This is a genomic window from Flavobacterium sp. (assembly GCF_036759525.1).
Taxonomy (GTDB): domain Bacteria; phylum Bacteroidota; class Bacteroidia; order Flavobacteriales; family Flavobacteriaceae; genus Flavobacterium.
The window spans coordinates 26,551-42,490 of record NZ_DAIOUN010000021.1 but is presented as its reverse complement, the minus strand read 5'-3'; the positions used below and the strand labels follow the sequence as shown (position 1 = coordinate 42,490).

The window sequence follows — 15,940 nt, the reverse complement described above, 5'->3', positions numbered from 1 at the left end:
TGGTACGGTCCCGGATGGGGATGGGGATGGAATCCTTGGATGTGGGGAGGCAACACTTACGTATCCTCATATACCGAAGGAACCCTCTTTATCGACTTTATTGATGCCCGTAAAAAAGAACTCATTTGGCAAGGTGAGGGCGTTGGAATTTTAACCAAAAACACCAAAGACAAAGAAGAACGTATAACCGAGTTTGTAACAAAAATTTTAAATCAGTATCCACCCAAAAAGTAATAGGTTCTTAAAATTAGCTATCTTTGCTACTAAACTATAACGTTTGAAATATGGACGCGTCTTTTGAAAGCAACCCTTTAATTGATAGATTACCCAAACATTTAAAACAATTTATCAAACCTCAAGATTACGAGGATTATACCCCAATTAATCAAGCTGTTTGGCGGTATGTTATGCGTAAAAATGTAAGTTATCTTTCAAAAGTAGCACATGAATCCTATATCGAAGGACTGCAAAAGACCGGATTAGAAGTAGACCAAATTCCAAACATGTATGGAATGAATCGCATTCTAAAAGAAATAGGTTGGGCTGCAGTAGCTGTAGACGGATTTATTCCGCCCAATGCTTTCATGGAATTCCAAGCCTACAATGTACTGGTAATAGCCAGCGACATCAGACAATTGGAACACATTGAATATACTCCGGCACCCGATATAATTCATGAAGGAGCAGGACATGCTCCCATTATTGCCAATCCTGAATATGCTGAATACTTAAGACGATTTGGTGAAATAGGATGTAAAGCTATTTCATCCTACAGAGATTACGAGTTGTATGAAGCTATACGATTACTTTCCATCCTTAAAGAAGCTGAGGATACACCCGCTGAAGAAATTAAAAAAGCCGAAGAGCGAGTTGATTTTCTTCAAAACAATATGGGCGAATTATCCGAAATGTCTCGTATACGAAACCTGCATTGGTGGACTGTAGAATATGGCCTGATTGGCACCCCGGAAAACCCAAAAATTTACGGAGCCGGCTTACTCTCTTCTATTGGTGAAAGTGCCTGGTGTATGACTCAAAATGTCAAAAAAATACCTTATGATATTTCTGCTGCCGATCAAAATTTTGATATAACCAAGCCTCAACCTCAACTCTATGTAACACCCGATTTTGCACATTTGAGTTTGGTATTGGAAGAATTTGCCAATACTATGGCTTTACGAACCGGCGGCCCTAAAGGAGTACAAAAATTGATAGACTCCAAGGCTCTAGGCACTATCGAGCTCAGTACAGGTCTTCAAGTTTCTGGAGTATTTACCAATGTTATTGAACACAATGGCAAATCCATTTACATACAAACTTCAGGACCTACTGCCCTATCCTACCGCAATAAGGAATTAGTTGGTCATGGAACAAATTACCACAAAGAGGGTTTTGGAAGCCCAATTGGCATGCTCAAAGGGATTAATTTGGCCATTGAAGATATGAGTCCAAGAGATTTAAGAGCCTATGATATTTATGAAGGTGAAAAAGTGACTCTGGAATTTGAAGGTGGTATAATAGTTTCTGGTGAAATCATTACCGGTTCCCGAAATTTGCAAGGTGAAATTATCTTAATCAGTTTCAAAAACTGTACAGTTACCCATAACGAAACCTTTTTATTCAAACCCGAGTGGGGTGTTTACGACATGGCTGTGGGTAAAAAAGTGATATCCGCATTTTCAGGCCCGGCAGATGTTTCGAGTTTTGACATGATAAACCATGTACCAAGTTCCAAAACTATAAAAGCAAAAAAATCAAAAGAACGCGAAGAATTAGAGTCCTTGTACTTGGCTGTTAGAAAAATCAGATCTAATGAAAGCTCCGATTTAAGTCTGGAACAAGTATTTGAAATTCTCAAACAAAACCACCCTAATGATTGGTTGTTGAGTGTTGAAATGATTGAATTGACAACCCAAACCAACTCCACTCAATTGCAACAGGAATTAATAGCTTTTTTGGAAAAAGTAAAAACCAACAGACCGGAAGTTGCCCATTTAATCAACGATGGACTGGATTTGATTTTTCAAAAAGAAACGGTTTAATGGGAAGTGTAACCTTTGTTACTTCCAATTATACCTAGCTATCCTATATTTGTAGTCAAATTATAAAAATATGGGAATTTTAGACATTTTAGGATTTGGATCAAAATCTGAAAATTTTAAAGAGCTAATAGCTAAAGGTGCTGTTATTATTGATGTAAGAACAACTGGAGAGTTTCAATCCGGACATATCAAAGGGTCGAAAAATATGCCCCTAGACCAAATTTCTTCCAAAGTGAGCGAAATAAAAAAATGGAACAAACCCATTATTGTATGCTGCAAAAGCGGCATGAGAAGTTCGCAAGCCAGTTCGATTTTAAAAAGCAATGGAATTGAAGTGGTGAATGGTGGTGGATGGGAAAGTTTGGGAAGTAAATTATAATTAAAATTTGAAATTAGATTTTCTGGTTTCAAGTTTTTGAATTTTTTCATTTAAAAGCTTTTTGAACTTTAAATAGCTTTTTGAATTTGGATGAGTGGGTTTGTGTGATAAGCTTTTCTGAATGTTATCAACTTCGTCCATTGTGGATTTACAATCTTCAGAAATAGTTGAAATTACAAACTGAATCCAAATGTAATCAATAGCCGTTTGATTGGGATGCAACATGTCTTCGCCATAAAATCGATAATCACGTAACTCATCCATCATGATTTCGTAGGCAGGGAAATAGGTTGTAGGTAATGAACAAAAGGTGATTGTTTTGTGAATGGCCACAATCAAATGGGCTTTACTCAACGTATTTTCTGTAAAACCATCTTTTACATGACGCACGGGAGATACTGTAAAAATGAAGTTGCTAGTTGGATTTACCGAATGAATCAATGAAACTATATTTTGCAAACTTTCCTCTATTTGACTTATCGAAAGTAGTTCTTTTGTAAACTGCTTTTGAGGTACCTTATGGCAATTGGCAACAATTTCATGGGTTTCGGTATTGCGATACACCCAAGAAGTCCCTAAGGTGATAATACAATGGGTCAAAGTTACAATGTGCTGACGAGTCGATTCTAAAATTGAATTCAAATGACTCAGAAATTCATCTTTATCCGGATTGGATAATTCGGAATGCACATCATAGCAATGCCACAATTCATTATGATAGAAAATATCGTTTTCACTAAACGTTCTGTTTTCAACAGCTCGTCGAATTAACTTTTCTAAAGAAACCGCATTAAAAATAATTCCAAAGGGATTCGTCGTACTTTGGAATTTAAAATAAGCAAATTTATTGCCCATATTTTCCGCAAAGCAAGAACCTAATAACATGATTTTCGAATCGTAATCGATGGGAAAACAGCTTTTTTGAATGGGTATTTTAGTGGTGAATTGCAAATCTATAGGGTTTAAAGTCCAAATTTAAACTACTTTTTACATAAAACGAGTATTTTTACTCAAGATTTAATACCACACAAATGATTGAAAAAGAATACATCGAACCCAATGAAGGTTTTTCTCAAACGGTTGTAGTAAAAACCGGAACTTTTAAAACACTATACATTTCGGGGCAAATTGGATTGGGTGCTGATTTGGAAGCCCAAACTATTACCACTTTTCAAAATTTAGAAAAACAACTCACAAATTGCAATGCAACTTTTAAAGATGTAGTTAAAATGAATACCTACATTGTAAATTTTAATCCAGAAATCGATTTACCTATTTTCAGAAAAGTCAGAAAAGAATTTCTTGGAACTGAAAATTATCCAGCAAGTACTTTAGTTGGAGTGGAAAGTTTAGGAAGAAAAGAATGGCTAATTGAAATTGAAGCTATTGCGGTGGTAGAATAATTTCTCGGAAACTCGCAGAGTCGCAAAGTTTTAAAATAAATAGTATTTTTTTTCAAAAATTCACAGAGTCGCAAAATTTTGAGGTTGTTAATTCTTACTTTGCGACTCTGCGACTTTGCGTGCTATTTCAAATACTCAACCACTTTCTCCAATGCCTCCTTAATTCCATTCACATTTTTCCCTTTTCCAGATGCGAAGAACGGTTGTCCGCCACCATTCCCGTCGATTAGTTTTCCTAATTCTCTGATGACATTACTGGCGTTTAATCCTTTTTCAGCGACTAATTCTTTTGAAATATAACAGTGAATATTTGGAGCATTATTTTCAATTGAAGCTAAGAATACAAAGGCATTTGGTTTATCAGAACCTAATTTATGAGCCAAATTTTTTGTTGCTGAAAAAGGCAAATCTACTTGCATCGCGGCAAATTGAATCCCATTTATTTCTTTAAAAGTATCATCAAAATATTTTGCTATATTAGATAGTTTTTCTTCTAACAATTGCTCTAATTGTTTTTTCAATTTCGCATTATCCTCTTGTAAAGAAGCCACTGATTTTAAAACATCCTGCGGATTTTTCAATACTTCTTTGATTTCCGCCAAAGTATTTTCTTGGTTTTTGTAGAAATCTTTCACCGCATCACCGGTAATCGCTTCAACGCGACGGATTCCAGCTGCTACAGCACCTTCTGAAACAATTTTGAAATGCCAAATATCAGCGGTGTTTTTCACGTGAATGCCACCACATAATTCCTTGCTATCGCCAAATTCAATCATACGAACCGTATCGCCATATTTTTCACCAAACAAAGCCATGGCACCTTGCTCCATTGCTTGTTGGATTGGAATATTTCGGTGTTCTACCAACTGCAATTGCTCTTCAATTCGAGCATTTACATATGCTTCAACCTGACGCAATTCTTCATCCGAAACTTTAGAAAAATGCGAAAAGTCGAAACGCAAGTAATTTGGATTTACTAAGGAACCTTTTTGCTCCACATGGGTTCCTAAAATCGTTCGTAAAGCCAAATGCATCAAATGCGTAGCCGAGTGATTTTTAGAAGTCGAAGTTCTTAAATCGGTGTTGACTTTTGCTAAAAAACTCGCATTCAAATCTGAAGGAAGATTTTTAGCAAAATGAATAATTAAGTTGTTTTCCTTTTTGGTATCTATAATTTCAATAGCTCCCTCTCCTTTGGAGAGGGTTGGGGTGAGGCTTCCTTTATCTCCCACTTGTCCACCACCTTCTGGATAGAACGGCGTAGCATCTAAAACAATTTGGAATAAAACCCCATCTTTTTTAGAATCTACTTTACGAATTCTAGTGATTTTAACGTTGTTTTCCGTTTGGTCATACCCAACGAAAGTTTCCACATTCCCATCAATTAAAACGTTCCAGTCATCAGTCGTTACTTCAGAAGCGGCACGAGAACGGGCTTTTTGTTTTTGCAATTCCGTTTCGAATTCAGTTTCATTAAATGAATAACCTTTTTCTTTTAAAATCAAAGCGGTTAAGTCTTTCGGGAAACCAAACGTATCGTACAATTCGAATACTTTTTCTCCAGAAACCTCTTTTCCAGCTGTTTCTGCTACTACTTTATCTAATAATTGCAATCCCTGATCTAAAGTTCTCAAGAAAGACGCTTCTTCTTCACGAATGACATGGGTAACCAATTGTTGTTGCGATTTAATTTCAGGGAAAAATTCACCCATTTGGTTCGCTAAAACTTCCACTAATTTGTTGATGAAAGGCTCTTTCGTTCCTAAAAATGTAAATCCGTAACGAATCGAACGACGTAAAATTCTACGAATTACATAACCTGCACCAGTATTTGAAGGCAATTGTCCATCTGCAATGGCAAAAGCAACCGCACGAACATGATCTACAATGACACGAATGGCAATATTGGTTTTGTTTTGCTCTTCACTTACATTTTTTACTTCGTTAGAAGTGTATTTTAATCCTGTAATTTCTTCAACTTTCGCGATAAGCGGAGTGAAAACATCCGTATCGTAATTTGAAGTTACATTTTGCATCGCCATACACAAACGCTCAAATCCCATTCCAGTATCTACGTGTTGTGCTGGTAATTTTTCTAACGAACCATCGGCTTTACGGTTAAACTCCATAAATACGTTATTCCAAATTTCCACTACTTGAGGATGATCGGCGTTGACTAAATCTCTTCCTGAAACAGCAGCACGTTCTGCATCGGTTCTTAAATCGATATGAATTTCTGAACAAGGTCCACACGGACCTTGATCGCCCATTTCCCAGAAGTTATCTTTTTTATTCCCTAAAATGATGCGGTCTTCCGAAACGTATTGTTTCCAAATATCAAAGGCTTCTTGGTCAAACGGAACATTCTCTGCCGGATTGCCTTCAAAAACCGAAACATACAAACGGTCTTTGTCTAACTTTAAAACTTCGGTAAGAAACTCCCAAGCCCAAGCCAATGCTTCTTTCTTGAAATAATCACCAAAAGACCAGTTTCCAAGCATTTCAAACATCGTATGATGATACGTATCAAAACCTACATCTTCTAAATCATTGTGTTTTCCTGAAACACGAAGACATTTTTGCGTATCGGCAATTCTTGGACTTTTTGGCGTTCCATTGCCTAAGAAATATTCTTTGAATTGGGCCATCCCTGAGTTGTTGAACATCAAGGTTGGATCGTCTTTTAATACGATAGGTGCAGAGGGAACAATGAGATGATTTTTACTTTTAAAAAAATCCAAATAGGCCTTTCTAATGTCTTGTGATTTCATGTATTTAAATCAACGTTTATATTTTGGTAATTTATTTAGTACAAGCAAACGGAGTAAAACACATCAAAGAAGTTTCAGGTTAATTAGATTAAGAATGAAACATTTCTTAAATTTGTTCGACTCATGAATAGAAGCACAAAAATAGTATAATTTAAGAAATGTCGAAGAAAGTTAAGTATTATTACGATACCGAAAGTTTAGCCTACAAAAAAATTACTCCCAAAAAAGGGAGAAAATTTGGCTACACCCTTTTATTCTTGGTTTCATCAGCCCTTTTTGGATTTTTGTGTTTTGTAATTTTATTAAACACGCCCTATTTTGAGACGCCAAAAGATCGATTACAAGCCCGTGAAATTGACAATTTGAAATTGCGGTATTCCATTTTAAACAAAAAAATGGATCAGTTGGATGAAGTATTGGCTAGTTTGGAAGAACGGGACAACAATTTATATCGGGTTTACTTTAACTCCTCTCCTATTCCAACCGAACAACGCAAAGCCGGTTTTGGTGGAGTTAACAGATACAAAGAATTAGAAGGATATGACAACTCCGAATTGGTTATCAATACAACCAAAAGAGTGGATATTATTTCCAAACAACTTGCCATACAGTCAAAATCTTTGGATGAAATCTTAACTTTGGCAAAAGGGAAAGAAAAACTTTTAGCCGCAATTCCTGCGATACAGCCGGTTAAGAATGAAGACTTAACCCGAATGGCCTCCGGATTTGGATATCGAAATGACCCCTTTACCAAAATACGAAAAATGCATTACGGTATGGATTTTACGGCCAAGACCGGAACTCCGGTTTATGCCACCGGCGACGGGGTTGTTGAAAAAGCCGACAATTCTCTTTCCGGTTACGGAAATCTTATTGTAATCAGGCACGGTTATGGGTACACTACCTATTATGCCCATTTGAGCAAATACAAAGTAAAACCCGGACAAAAAGTAAAACGAGGAGACATTATCGGATTGGTGGGAAGTACCGGGCGTAGCGAAGCTCCGCATTTGCATTACGAAGTTCACAAAGACGGTGAACCCATAAACCCCATTAACTTTTACTACGGAAGTATTTCTGCCGAAGAATACATTGCCATTTCAAAAATTGCTAACCAAGAAAATCAAGCTCTGGATTAATATGCACATCAATTTACCTGAAAAACGCTATTACAGCATAGGAGAACTCGCCAAAGCATTTCAAGTGAATGCATCCCTTATTCGTTTTTGGGATAACGAATTTGACATTCTGAAACCCAAAAAAAATGCCAAAGGAAATCGAATGTTCACCCCCGAAGATGTAAAAAATTTACAATTGATTTATCACTTGGTTAAAGAACGTGGTTTTACACTTGAAGGGGCAAAAATTCATTTGAAAGAAGGCCAGAAAAAAACGTTAGATAAATTTGAAATTATCGCAAAACTAGAGGGAATCAAAGCCCAACTCAAACAAATTAAAGAAGGTTTATAACTTAAATCTTTTCCTTAAATCAGTTACTAATACAATTCAAAACCTTTAAAAAAAGCAAAAATTATGAGAAAATGGTTATTACCCGTCGGAATTATTGTAGGACTTATTTTAATTATAGGGTTCTACGTGGTTGGTATTCAAAACACTGCCATTACCAAAAGTCAAGCCGTAAATAGAAGTTGGGGTGATGTGCAAACCTCATACCAACGCAGAAGCGACTTAATTGGAAATCTTGTAAACACGGTAAAAGGTGCCGCCGATTTTGAAAAAAGCACTTTAGAAGCTGTAATTTCTGCAAGAGCAAGAGCTACTCAAACCACCATAGACCCAACCAATGTAACAGCTGAGCAATTGGCTCAATTTAACCAAGCACAAAGTGGGGTTTCTTCAGCTTTATCTAGACTTTTGGTAACCGTTGAGGCTTATCCGGAATTGAAAGCCAATCAAAATTTCTTAAAATTACAAGACGAATTGGCCAGTACAGAAAACACCATTCAAACAGCTCGAGTTCGTTTTAATGAAACTATAGAGTTATACAACAATTATATTTTGAAATTCCCAAATAGAATGTTCTTGGGAGAATACAAGGAAAAACCCTTTTTTGATGCAGAACCCGGCTCTGAAAAAGCTCCAGAAGTAAAATTCTAATAGAACCATGTCTGAAACAGAAGAATTTTTATCGGCAGCAGAAGAACAAGAAATTGTCAAAGCAATTGCATTGGCAGAAAAAAACACTTCTGGCGAAATTCGGGTTCACATTGAAAATCACTCCGACACCCCTCCTATAGCTCGTGCAAGAGAGGTATTTGACGCTCTGAAAATGTATAAAACCAAAGAACGAAATGGAGTTCTTTTTTATGTTGGCGTTTCAGATCACACTTTTGCTATTATTGGCGATGCCGGAATAGACGATGTGGTTGAATCCGATTTTTGGGAATGTACCAAAGATGTAGTTATCTCTTATTTTAAAAATAAGCAATATAAAGAAGGTTTGGTTCAAGGTATTTTAAGAGCCGGAGAAAAACTCAAAGTGTTTTTTCCATACGATTCAAACGACCGTAACGAACTTTCCAATGAAATATCCAAAAGTTAAATGAAGTTTACACCCAAATACCTCACGCTTTTCTTGCTTCTGCTCCTTCCATTTACAGGTTGGAGCCAATACAAAATTCCGCCCGTTCCGGCATTGCAAACCAGCGTTTACGATTATGCTGATGTATTGAATACTGACGAAGAACAAAGACTCAAGGAAAAATTAATTCGGTATTCAGATACTACAACTACTCAAATAGTTGTAATTACAATTCCCGATCTAAAAGGCGAAAACATTGGACTTCTTGCCCCAAAATGGGGACATGAATGGGGAATTGGCGGAAGTAAATCAAACGACAACGGCGTTATTATTTTAGTTGCCAAAAACGACCGACGCATTCATATCTCGCCCGGTTATGGTGTTGAAGACAAATTAACAGCCGGAATTACGGGCGAACTCATTCGCAATTATATCCTACCCGAATTTAAAGCCGGGAGTTATTATAACGGTTTAGATAAAGGTGTCGATGCTATTTTTGAAGTATTAAAAGGAAAATACAAAGGAAAACCTCAAAAGGGAAAAGGAAGTGCCATACCTCTACTCTTAGTATTTCTTTTCATTTTCATTTTTGTTATCATCGCTTCTCGCGGCAATAAAAACAACCGTAACGGAGGCTCCGGTAGATTTTCCGGACCAGACCTAGCCGATATTATCATCCTAAGCAGTTTAGGCAGAGGAGGTTTTGGTGGTGGTGGTTCTTCCGGTGGCGGTGGTTTTGGTGGCGGCTTTAGTGGTGGTTTTGGCGGTGGTGGCTTTAGTGGCGGCGGTGCCGGCGGAAGCTGGTAAAAAAAAAGGAGCGATTCAAAACATCGCTCCTTTTTTTATCTAGTCCATAAAAAATATTCCGCCTTCTTCCTTTTTCTTTCCGCCAAACTTTTCAAGTTTGTAGGTCAAAGAAAACATAACATACCTGCGAAGAACTGTATTTTCGGTATCGGTTATAGCTGTAGGGGTAATCGTTCTTCTCACTCCTAGGTTTTGATTCAACATATCGTAAACTTTCACTTTGGCCAACAACTTATCTTGAAAGAAATTATAACCTAAACTGGTATTCCACAAGTAAAAATCTTTCTGAAAACCGGAAGCAATATTGGAATTGTAAGTATACCCAAAATCGTTACCAAAAACTAAATTTTTAGGCCAATAACTGGTGAATTCCATTTTAAAATTGTGGGTAAAATTATTGGCATTTTCAATCACATAATTGGTAAAATCGGTGGTATTAAATGAATAGCGATATGAAGGAGCTACGGTTACCAAACCTTCGATACTCCAACTAAAATTTACTTTGGGCTCCATTCTCCAAGATTTAGCCTCAAACAATTCGGCATTGGTCAATCCTTGTGAAAAAGTGTAACCGCCATCTATTCCGGCAGAAAATCGAAAAGTTCGCTTTTCCTTTTTATAAGACTTACTAAAGTTAAACCCCAAATAGGACGAAATATTCCGATCTACGTTTTCATAAGTTGTTGTCGCTTTAAAATTTTCGTCATAAACTGTAGAGGCTACAATGTTATCGGTATTAAATGTAATACCCGAATATAAAAAATACCCCGATCGGCTTGCCCAATCGTAATTGTTAAAACTCAAGTAGCTCCCGTGTGATCGGGTGGGTTTTAAATTGGCATTTCCTAAAAGTGTATTAAGCGGATTAGACAAATTCTCTACGGGTAAAATTTGATTGGCCTCGGGTAAATTTACCGAATAATTGTATTGTCCGTAAATTGACTTGGTTTTAGAAAGGGTATAATTCAAATTACTCGTAACTTTTGGAAAAACATAATTGCGGTTTAGTTGTGTGGTTACACTCAAATAATCGGAAGTATTTCTAAAAGCCACAAATTCGGGCCCCACATTAAATCGAGCTCTAAAATTTTTCTTCTGTAAATTCAAGCCTGCCGATGGGAAATACGAGAGCCTTTTGGAAAAAATTTCATTAGACAAAGGAGCGTTAAAGTCGGAATACGAATTACTAACCTCGTCAAAATCGAATGTGGCCAGTTTGGTATTGGAATCTCTGTATTTGATTTCAGAAGTTAAACTCAATTTAAGTGAATCTGTAATGGGTTCTCCAAAACGAATTTCTGCACGAGCCGAATTGTAGCGTTGGGTAGTGATTTGATTTTGATTTCGAATATCATCCGGCAAAGTGCCTTGAAAAAAAGTTCCGGAGGAAATGGTTGAAACATCATCGTTTTGCGTATGCGAGTGGTCAAACGAAAACGTCATGGCTCTTCCTTTCTTCTTAAAAGAACGGTAGTAATAAATGGCATTTTCAAAATTGCGGTTTTCATTTTCGGTAAACGAAGTTGAATTGCTTTCATTCAATAAATTTTGCATTTCATCAACCGTTGTTTGATCTGATACTGCTCTATTTTTGGTTTTGGATAATGAAAATTTAGGGGTAAATGAAATGGTAGATAGAGAGTCTATTTTGATTTCAAAATCCAATCCTACATTATGAGCGTTACTCAATCGGGATGACGTAGATTCCGATTCGGTAAAAGTAGTACCGGTAGGCAATAGATTGGTTCTTTCGGTACGATTCACATTGTCGGTTTCGGCATTGTTAAAATAGTAATTGCTACTAAAATCGACTTTCTCTTTCCATTTATCTACATAGTTTATTCCAATCAAATTGGAAGCTGTAATTCCGGTACCGCCACCAAAACTCATTCCGTTAATACCAAAAGTACCGTTATCGTTGTAATAAACCGAAGTGTTCCGACCGCCACCCATATTGTCAAAAATCTCATTCATGGAAAAACCAACCGAATTGATATTATTGGAAGAAGCCAAAACGCTCAATTTTTGTTCTCCTTTGAAAGAATTGAGCAATAAACTCGATTCATACCGTTCGTCTGAACCGTAACCGCCCATAACTTTCCCAAAAAACCCTTTGTTTTTATCTTCTTGAATGGTAAGATTTATCGTTTTATTTTCAGAAGTAGCAGAGTCTCCCGAAAGTTCTTCTTCTTTTGTTTTGGTATCTACAACTTGAATTTTTTCTATGATTTCGGCCGGGAGATTTTGAGTAGCAATTTTACCGTCTTTACCAAAGAACGGTTTCCCGTTAACCAATATTTGATTGACTTCTTTTCCGTTTACGGTAATCTTTCCTTCGGGTGTAATTTCTACACCGGGCAGTTGTTTCAATAACTTTTCTACATTGGCATCGGGACCTACTTTAAAAGAAGCCGCATCAAACTCCAACGTATCGTTTTTAATTCGAATGGGAGGAGCTTCGGCTTTAAGAACCACCTCATCCAAATTGGTATCCAATTCCTTCAACAGCAACAATCCCAAATCAATATCGGAAGTAATCGATGAAAATTCACGTGTCAGATTTTGATAACCTAAAAAGGATACCTTCAGAAAAAAAGGTTGTGTGCTTTTTCGGGTTTTAAATTCAAACGTTCCGTTTTTGGAGGAAATGGTGTAATCTATAACGGTTGAATCTTTTTGCGATGTGATGTAAACAGTAGCCGATTCGAGTGGATTCTTTTGATTTTCGTCGGCAATTTTCCCTTTTATGGTAAAGGTATTTTGAGCCATTGCAACCGAAATAAAAATCAAAAAGAAGAGTGAAAAATAAATTTTGTTCATGAAAGTGTTTTTGTCTGTGAGAAAATTCTATAACAGCGAATTAACACTTTTCGTATGTAAAGTTAAAATTTCTTACCTAAAGTTTAACAGTTCCATTTTTAAATTCCGATTTTAAAATTGACACAGAAGAAAAATCACTACTGTTTTCCAATGAGTTAGCCTCGCAATTTCGGCTCTCTTCAAACGGTAGTGATTTTACTTTTTTTTTGACAAAAATTATTTCTCTCGAATGTAAATATCAATAGGAACTCCGGAAAAATCCCATTGTTCTCTGATTTTGTTTTCCAAAAATCGTTTGTAGGGATCTTTTACATATTGCGGTAAATTGGCAAAGAAAACAAATTGCGGTGTGGGCGTAGGCAATTGCATGCAATATTTTATTTTGACATACTTTCCTTTTAAAGCCGGCGGCGGAAAAGCTTCTATCAATTTCAACATGTATTCATTGAATTTTGAAGTGGAAATGCGTTGTTTTCTATTTTCAAAAACTCGAACGGTTTCTTCCAAAGCCTTAAGCAATCTTTGTTTGGTTAAAGCCGAAACAAATAGAATTTTTACATCTGTAAACGGTTCAATTTCCTTTCGTATTTTGGCTTCGTAATTGCGAGTAGACATCGTATCTTTTTCGACCAAATCCCACTTGTTTACCAGAATAATAATTCCTTTTCGGTTTTTGGCTGCCAACCAAAAAATACTTTGATCTTGACCCTCAAATCCGCGAGTGGCATCAATCATTAAAATACAAACATCGGCGTGTTCAATGGCTCGCACCGAACGCATTACCGAATAAAATTCTAAATCTTCTTTTACCTTGGCTTTTCTGCGGATTCCGGCTGTGTCAACCAAATTGAATTCAAAACCAAAACGGTTGTATTTGGTATCTATAGCATCTCTCGTGGTACCGGCTATATCGGTTACAATATAGCGGTCCTCACCTATTAATGCATTAATAAAACTCGATTTTCCGGCATTGGGTCTTCCCACCACGGCAAAACGCGGCAATTCTATTTCTTCTTGCGTAGGTTCGGGTTTATTGGGAAATACTTCTACCAGTTTATCCAATAATTCCCCGGTTCCACTTCCTGAAGTTCCCGAAATGGTGTAATAGTCGCCTAAACCCAAATTGTAAAACTCATAGGCATCCTTCTCACGCATGGCATTATCTACTTTGTTTACAACTACCAAAACCGGTTTTGTAATTTTACGCAGCAATTTGGCTACTTCATCATCCATTGGGGTAATGCCTTCCTCAACATCTACTACAAACATAATAACATCGGCTTCATCAATGGCCAATTCTACTTGTTTGCGAATCTCGCCTTCAAAAATATCATCCGATCCTTTGATGTACCCACCGGTATCAATTACCGAAAATTCCTTTCCGTTCCACTCACTTTTTCCGTAATTTCGATCGCGGGTAACGCCACTTACCGAATCTACAATCGCCTCTCTTCTTTTGATTAAACGATTAAAAAGGGTAGATTTCCCAACATTTGGCCTTCCCACAATTGCAACAATAGTACTCATAATTCGTTTTTCTAACTTGGGTGCAAAGGTAGTTTTTTTATTTGAACTTTAGCTTTTCTGTTTTGAAGAGCAAACAAGGACTTTGCGTACCGAAAAATAAAGGGCTTTTTTTACGTTTTCGTTTATATTTTGTAACTTAGTGTTTTGTAACCTTAGCTCCAATCTGAAGATGGATTTAGACAACCAATTGCCTTTACGATATCGGTTTGATAAAGTAGTGCGTGTTCCGTATGATACACTTTTGGCTCGATGCGAATCGTTAAAAACAACTGTAGAACCGGATTATAAAATCAAAATTTCTGGCCATCATATTTGGTTGCACATTGGCTTGTTATCCCGAGAAAAACATTCGCCCCACTTGCATTTGGAATTAGAAAAAATGGAAGACGGCAACACCTTTGTTCGGGGCTTGTTTGGTCCCGATCCGGTATTGTGGACCCTTTTCATGTTTTTACATTTTATTGTGGCCGGAATTTTTATCATTTTCAGCATGATTGCTTTTTCCAAATGGTCGTTAAATCAACCGTTTCAATTTGACCTAGTAGTCATGTTTGCCATGGTCAATGCTTGGTTTTTGTTGTATTTTATTGCCCGACTCAACCGGAAAAAAGGGTTACAACAAGCACGGGAATTGGAAGCCTTGATGGAGCGTATTTTGGAAGAATAAATACCCTTTGTTAGGAGCAACCCTTACTATTTGATTCGAGTAAATCGATTGTACTGTTACTTGGTGTTGTATCCCAAACGACGAAGTTGAAAACTGTTGCTACGCCAATCTTTACTTACTTTTACAAACAATTCTAAATGTATTTGTTTGCCGAAGAATTTTTCCAAATCGGCTCGGGCTTGCATGCCCACTTTCTTCAAAGCAGCCCCTTTGTGCCCAATAAGAATCCCTTTTTGCGTTTCCCGTTCTACCATGATTAAAGAACGAATGCGAATGATGGTATCGTCTTCCAGAAATTCTTCGGTTTCTACCTCTACAGCATACGGAATTTCTTTATCGTAATTCAATAAAATCTTTTCCCGAATGTTTTCGTTTACAAAAAAACGCTCGGGTTTGTCGGTAAGTGTGTCTTTCGGATAATAGGGCGGACATTCCGGTAAGAGTTCTATAATACGATCGAATACTTCTTTAACATTGAAATTTTGCAAAGCTGATAGGGGAAAAATCTCGGCATTGGGTACTTTTTCTTTCCACAACGCGACTTGTTCTTCCAATTGTTCTTGATTGGATTGGTCTATTTTGTTTAACAACAATAAAACCGGAATTTCACTGTGTATAATGCGTTTGAAAAAAGCTTCGTCTTTGAGTTCCTTCTCGCCTATCTCAACCATATAAAGCAATACATCGGCATCTTCAAAAGCCGATTTTACAAATTGCATCATCGATTCTTGCATTTCGTAGGCGGGCTTTATAATACCCGGCGTATCCGAAACCACCACTTGAAAATCGTCCCCATTAACAATACCCAATATCCGATGCCGGGTTGTTTGAGCCTTGGAGGTGATTATGGATAACTTTTCTCCAATGAAAGCATTCATGAGTGTTGATTTCCCCACGTTTGGATTTCCAATGATATTTACAAAACCGGCTTTATGCGACATAATCTTTCTTTTGGGTACAAAGGTAACTTTTCTTTTGATTG

At 37.0% G+C, this 15,940-nt stretch carries 15 protein-coding genes; 10 read left to right on the top strand and 5 right to left on the bottom strand.

The features are described 5' to 3' along the window. The 3 genes from V7M80_RS11855 to V7M80_RS11845 all read left to right on the top strand — a co-directional run. On the top strand, positions 1-234 hold a 234-nt coding region (locus tag V7M80_RS11855), incomplete at its 5' end, for a DUF4136 domain-containing protein (protein ID WP_333696404.1). A 50-nt stretch (positions 235-284) separates the two neighbouring features. After that, positions 285-2,042 carry an aromatic amino acid hydroxylase gene (locus V7M80_RS11850; RefSeq protein ID WP_333696403.1) on the top strand — a complete coding sequence of 586 codons (1,758 nt, stop codon included), beginning with the start codon at positions 285-287 and terminating at the stop codon, positions 2,040-2,042. A gap of 70 nt (positions 2,043-2,112) precedes the next feature. After that, positions 2,113-2,421, top strand: coding sequence for a rhodanese-like domain-containing protein (locus V7M80_RS11845; protein WP_333696402.1), 309 nt, complete (start codon positions 2,113-2,115; stop codon positions 2,419-2,421). On the opposite strand, the gene V7M80_RS11840 is transcribed toward V7M80_RS11845, so the two are convergent. Next, positions 2,422-3,372, bottom strand: a complete 951-nt coding sequence (locus V7M80_RS11840) for a GSCFA domain-containing protein (protein WP_333696401.1) — start codon at positions 3,370-3,372, stop codon at positions 2,422-2,424. Between the two features lie 80 nt (positions 3,373-3,452). Here V7M80_RS11840 and V7M80_RS11835 point away from each other — a divergent pair, with 80 nt between their 5' ends. Continuing rightward, entirely contained in the window at positions 3,453-3,824 is a 372-nt protein-coding gene (locus V7M80_RS11835; protein ID WP_333696399.1) for a RidA family protein, read from the top strand. A gap of 122 nt (positions 3,825-3,946) precedes the next feature. Here V7M80_RS11835 and alaS read toward each other — a convergent pair whose 3' ends face one another. After that, positions 3,947-6,595, bottom strand: a complete 2,649-nt coding sequence (gene alaS, locus V7M80_RS11830; RefSeq protein ID WP_333696397.1) for an alanine--tRNA ligase — start codon at positions 6,593-6,595, stop codon at positions 3,947-3,949. 158 nt (positions 6,596-6,753) lie between these two features. Here alaS and V7M80_RS11825 point away from each other — a divergent pair, with 158 nt between their 5' ends. The 5 genes from V7M80_RS11825 to V7M80_RS11805 all read left to right on the top strand — a co-directional run bounded on the left by V7M80_RS11825 (position 6,754) and on the right by V7M80_RS11805 (position 9,944). Then, the gene (locus tag V7M80_RS11825) at positions 6,754-7,734 is read left to right on the top strand and encodes a M23 family metallopeptidase (RefSeq protein ID WP_333696395.1); all 981 of its coding nucleotides are present in this window, start codon (positions 6,754-6,756) and stop codon (positions 7,732-7,734) included. 1 nt (position 7,735) lies between these two features. After that, positions 7,736-8,065 carry a MerR family transcriptional regulator gene (locus V7M80_RS11820; protein WP_333696393.1) on the top strand — a complete coding sequence of 110 codons (330 nt, stop codon included), beginning with the start codon at positions 7,736-7,738 and terminating at the stop codon, positions 8,063-8,065. 63 nt (positions 8,066-8,128) lie between these two features. Beyond that, on the top strand, positions 8,129-8,713 hold the full coding sequence (locus V7M80_RS11815) for a LemA family protein (RefSeq protein ID WP_333696391.1): 585 nt from the start codon (positions 8,129-8,131) through the stop codon (positions 8,711-8,713). A gap of 7 nt (positions 8,714-8,720) precedes the next feature. After that, the gene (locus tag V7M80_RS11810; RefSeq protein WP_333696389.1) at positions 8,721-9,158 is read left to right on the top strand and encodes a TPM domain-containing protein; all 438 of its coding nucleotides are present in this window, start codon (positions 8,721-8,723) and stop codon (positions 9,156-9,158) included. Continuing rightward, positions 9,159-9,944, top strand: coding sequence for a TPM domain-containing protein (locus V7M80_RS11805; RefSeq protein WP_333696387.1), 786 nt, complete (start codon positions 9,159-9,161; stop codon positions 9,942-9,944). Positions 9,945-9,983: 39 nt separating this feature from the next. On the opposite strand, the gene V7M80_RS11800 is transcribed toward V7M80_RS11805, so the two are convergent. Both V7M80_RS11800 and der read right to left on the bottom strand, forming a co-directional pair. Continuing rightward, positions 9,984-12,764, bottom strand: a complete 2,781-nt coding sequence (locus tag V7M80_RS11800) for an outer membrane beta-barrel protein (protein ID WP_333696386.1) — start codon at positions 12,762-12,764, stop codon at positions 9,984-9,986. Positions 12,765-12,980: 216 nt separating this feature from the next. After that, a complete protein-coding gene (der, locus tag V7M80_RS11795; RefSeq protein ID WP_333696385.1) occupies positions 12,981-14,291 on the bottom strand; it encodes a ribosome biogenesis GTPase Der in 1,311 nt (436 codons plus the stop codon). A 169-nt stretch (positions 14,292-14,460) separates the two neighbouring features. On the opposite strand from der, the gene V7M80_RS11790 reads away from it, so the two are divergent. Continuing rightward, complete coding sequence (locus V7M80_RS11790) at positions 14,461-14,958, top strand: hypothetical protein (protein WP_333696383.1); 498 nt, start codon at positions 14,461-14,463, stop codon at positions 14,956-14,958. Positions 14,959-15,014: 56 nt separating this feature from the next. Here V7M80_RS11790 and era read toward each other — a convergent pair whose 3' ends face one another. Beyond that, entirely contained in the window at positions 15,015-15,899 is an 885-nt protein-coding gene (gene era / locus V7M80_RS11785) for a GTPase Era (RefSeq protein ID WP_333696381.1), read from the bottom strand. Between the last annotated feature and the right edge of the window lie 41 nt (positions 15,900-15,940).

Bases quoted from the DNA above. Each gene is read 5' to 3' on its own strand.
- V7M80_RS11810 (WP_333696389.1), top strand. From the start codon at position 8,721: ATGTCTGAAACAGAAGAATTTTTATCGGCAGCAGAAGAACAAGAAATT.
- V7M80_RS11805 (WP_333696387.1), top strand. From the start codon at position 9,159: ATGAAGTTTACACCCAAATACCTCACGCTTTTCTTGCTTCTGCTCCTT.
- alaS (WP_333696397.1), bottom strand. From the start codon at position 6,595: ATGAAATCACAAGACATTAGAAAGGCCTATTTGGATTTTTTTAAAAGT.
- V7M80_RS11845 (WP_333696402.1), top strand. From the start codon at position 2,113: ATGGGAATTTTAGACATTTTAGGATTTGGATCAAAATCTGAAAATTTT.
- der (WP_333696385.1), bottom strand. From the start codon at position 14,291: ATGAGTACTATTGTTGCAATTGTGGGAAGGCCAAATGTTGGGAAATCT.
- V7M80_RS11790 (WP_333696383.1), top strand. From the start codon at position 14,461: ATGGATTTAGACAACCAATTGCCTTTACGATATCGGTTTGATAAAGTA.
- era (WP_333696381.1), bottom strand. From the start codon at position 15,899: ATGTCGCATAAAGCCGGTTTTGTAAATATCATTGGAAATCCAAACGTG.
- V7M80_RS11850 (WP_333696403.1), top strand. From the start codon at position 285: ATGGACGCGTCTTTTGAAAGCAACCCTTTAATTGATAGATTACCCAAA.
- V7M80_RS11800 (WP_333696386.1), bottom strand. From the start codon at position 12,764: ATGAACAAAATTTATTTTTCACTCTTCTTTTTGATTTTTATTTCGGTT.
- V7M80_RS11815 (WP_333696391.1), top strand. From the start codon at position 8,129: ATGAGAAAATGGTTATTACCCGTCGGAATTATTGTAGGACTTATTTTA.
- V7M80_RS11835 (WP_333696399.1), top strand. From the start codon at position 3,453: ATGATTGAAAAAGAATACATCGAACCCAATGAAGGTTTTTCTCAAACG.
- V7M80_RS11820 (WP_333696393.1), top strand. From the start codon at position 7,736: ATGCACATCAATTTACCTGAAAAACGCTATTACAGCATAGGAGAACTC.
- V7M80_RS11825 (WP_333696395.1), top strand. From the start codon at position 6,754: ATGTCGAAGAAAGTTAAGTATTATTACGATACCGAAAGTTTAGCCTAC.